Here is a 3,083-nt window from a genome sequence, read left to right as displayed (position 1 = left end):
GTGGTTGGGGGGTGGGGCGGCTCTCTGGTGTTTTTTCTTCTTCACCCCCCGCCGCGCTGATCCGTCACACGGCGCAGCGATCCGTCACCCGGTGCGGCGATCCGTCGCCCCGGGGCCGGGCTGCGGGCGGTCAGGCGGTGAGGGCGGTGAGCACCCGGTCGAGGGCGGCGAGGCCGCGGTCGAGCTCGTCGGCGGTGACCGTGAGCGCCGGACGGAAGCGGATGCTCGTGGTGCCGCTGCCGAGCACGAGCACCGACTCGTCCTCGCGCAGGCGGGTGATCACGGCGTCGCGCAGCGCAGCGTCCGGCAGGGTGAAGGCGCACATGAGGCCGCGGCCGCGGACGTCGCGGACGACGTCGTGGCGGGCGGCGAGCAGGTGCAGCCCGTCGAGCAGCCGCTGACCGAGCGTGGCCGCGCGGGCGAACAGGTCGTGCGTCTCGATGACCTCGAGGATGCGGCGCGAGCGCACCATGTCGGTGAGGTTGCCGCCCCAGGTCGAGTTGATGCGGGACGAGACCGCGAAGACGTTGTCGGGCACCTCGTCGACGCGGCCGCCGGCCATCACGCCGCAGACCTGGGTCTTCTTGCCGAAGGCCACGACGTCCGGCTCGACGCCGAGCTGCTGGTAGGCCCATGCGGTGCCGGTGAGGCCGACACCGGTCTGCACCTCGTCCAGCACGAACAGCGCGTCGAACTCGTGGCACAGCGCCTGCATCGCCTGCAGGAACTCGGGACGGAAGTGGTTGTCGCCGCCCTCGCCCTGGATCGGCTCGGCGATGAAGCAGGCGATGTCGTGCGGGTTCGCCTCGAACGCGGCGCGTGCGGCGGCCAGCGCGCGCTGCTCGTCGGCGACCACGTCGTCGGTGCCGTTGATCGACGGCGACGGGATGCGCGGCCAGGCGAACTTCGGGAAGCGCGCGACCTTCACCGGGTCGGTGTTGGTCAGGCTCATCGTGTACCCCGACCGGCCGTGGAAGGCCCGCTCGAGGTGCAGCACCTGGGTGCCGAGCGCCGGGTCGAGGCCGTGCGCCTCGTTCCAGCGGCTCTTCCAGTCGAACGCCACCTTCAGCGCGTTCTCGACCGCGAGCGCGCCGCCGTCGACGAAGAACAGGTGCGGCAGCCGCAGGTCGCCGAGCACCCGCGCGAAGGCCTCGACGAAGCGAGCCATCGGCACGCTGTAGACGTCGGAGTTGCTCGGCTTGTTCGCGGCCACCCGGCCGAGCTCGTCACGGGCGGTCGGCCCCGTCAGCGCGGGATGGTTCATCCCCAGCGCGGACGACGCGAAGAACGTGAACAGGTCGAGGTACGCGCGGCCGTCGCGGGCGTCGACGAGGGTCGAGCCGGACGACGCATCGAGGTCGAGCACGAGGTCGAAGCCGTCGACCAGCATGTGCCGGGACAGGCTGTCGTGGACATGGTCGGCATCGAGCGCAGCGCGAGGGATGACGGTCATGCCGGAAGAGTACGGGAAATGCTCCCGTGCTGTCAGCGTCCCACCGGAAAAGTTCCCGCGTCGGCGGTCAGTGGCGCGGTTGCGGTCCACGATCGAAGAACGTCTGCAGGACGACGGTCGTGCGCGTCGACGTGTTCGTGCGCCGCCGCACCTCGCGGATCAGCTCCTCGAGCGCGGTCGGCCCGTTCACCCGCACGAACAGCACGAAGCTGTCCTCGCCGGCGACCGAGTGACAGGCCTCGACCTCGGGCAGCTCGGCGAGCTTCTCGGGGATGTCGTACTCGTGCTCGGGGTCGCGGGGCGTGATCGCGATGAGGGCCGCGAGCGGGAGGCCGAGCGACTCGGGGTCGACGAGGGCGGCGTAGCCCTTGATCACCCCGTCCGCCTCGAGCCGCCGCACGCGTGCCTGGACGGCCGAGACCGACAGGCCACTGATCTGGGCGAGCGTGCGCAGCGTGGCCCGCCCGTCCTGACGCAGCGCGGCGGCCAGTCGGCGGTCGATCGGGTCGTCGAGGGCTGGAGGCACGCAGGCAGGCTATCGCCGCGACAGGACACCGCCTCGGGACGAACGGCGTGCAGCCGCGTCCCGACCGGCCTGAAGATCGTCAGCGTCGGAGCGAGGGCGTTGTCTACCCACCCGCACCGCCTGCTCAAACAACCCGCTGTCCGTTTCGCCCTTGTTTGCGAAACCTTTTTTCAAGATCTTTTTCGTCCGACCCTTCCGTTGTAAAACGCGTGTGAGTACTGTGACGGACGGGAGGACGGTCGACGGCATGACGCACGCGCGCTCGAAGAACGACGCGATCGCGGCGGACCCCCGGTTCGCCGACGTGGAACTGCTGCGCGCCGAGCCTCGGTCGGCCATCTACGACGCCCGGCTGCAGGACGGCCGGCGGGTGCTGGTCAAGGCCACCCACACCGGCGAGTCGGCGTGGACGAGCGAGCCGATCCTGCAGGAGGCCGCACTGCTGGGCCGCGTCGGCCACCACCCGAACATCATCACGATGTACGAGCAGATACGGCTGCGCGACGGCCGTCCGGCGCTCGTGCTGGAGCGCGCGGTCGGGACGCTTGGTTATCTCACCGGCGCCTACCGGCCGGACGTCCGGCTGGTCGTCTCGCTCGGCATCAAGCTCGCCGGCGCGCTCGAGACGCTGCACGACGGCGGCTGGCTGCACACCGACGTCCGTCCCGATGCCATCGCCGTCACCGAGTGGGGCGAGACCGTGCTCGCCTCGTTCGACGAGGCGGTGGCGCTCGAGAAGGTCGCGTCGTACGCGCTGCACCGCACCACGCCGTTCACGGCGCCCGAACTGCTCGAGGGCGGCGTGCCGTGCCGCGCCACGGACGTGTACGGCCTGGCCGTCACCCTCTACGACATCCTGGCCGGTCACGCGCCGTACCCGATGTACGAGGGCGAGGCGGCGGCCGAGACCTCGCTGCGCATCCTGCGCGGCGCCCACGCGCCGCTGCCGGCCGAGGTGCCCCTGCCCGTGCAGGACCTGTTGGCCTGGGGCATGTCGGTCGACCCGGGCGCGCGGCCGCCGTCGGCGGCGTGGTTCGCCGAGGAGCTGCGCCACGTCGAGGTCGGCCAGCACTGGCCCCGCACCCAGCTGCTGACCGGGACGAA

At 71.3% G+C, this 3,083-nt stretch carries 3 protein-coding genes; 1 reads left to right on the top strand and 2 read right to left on the bottom strand.

The genetic code is table 11. The features are described from left to right. Window positions 1-130: 130 nt before the first annotated feature. The gene (lat, locus tag ACTHMS_RS19265) at window positions 131-1,453 is read right to left on the bottom strand and encodes an L-lysine 6-transaminase (RefSeq protein ID WP_440308282.1); all 1,323 of its coding nucleotides are present in this window, start codon (window positions 1,451-1,453) and stop codon (window positions 131-133) included. 67 nt (window positions 1,454-1,520) lie between these two features. Next, window positions 1,521-1,979: an Lrp/AsnC family transcriptional regulator gene (locus tag ACTHMS_RS19260; RefSeq protein WP_440308281.1), complete on the bottom strand. Its 459-nt coding sequence runs from the start codon at window positions 1,977-1,979 to the stop codon at window positions 1,521-1,523. Between the two features lie 247 nt (window positions 1,980-2,226). Between ACTHMS_RS19260 and ACTHMS_RS19255 the strand changes: the two genes are divergently transcribed. Continuing rightward, on the top strand, window positions 2,227-3,083 hold an 857-nt coding region (locus ACTHMS_RS19255), incomplete at its 3' end, for a protein kinase domain-containing protein (protein WP_440308280.1).

Origin of the sequence: Jatrophihabitans sp., assembly GCF_051960575.1 — a bacterium.
Lineage (GTDB): Bacteria > Actinomycetota > Actinomycetes > Mycobacteriales > Jatrophihabitantaceae > JBQCEE01.
Note: the sequence above shows the minus strand (reverse complement) of the source record. Positions and strands in the feature narration are given on the sequence as shown.

What these genes read in the sequence shown, in the direction of transcription:
- lat (WP_440308282.1), bottom strand. Translation starts at nt 1,453, where the DNA reads ATGACCGTCATCCCTCGCGCTGCGCTCGATGCCGACCATGTCCACGAC.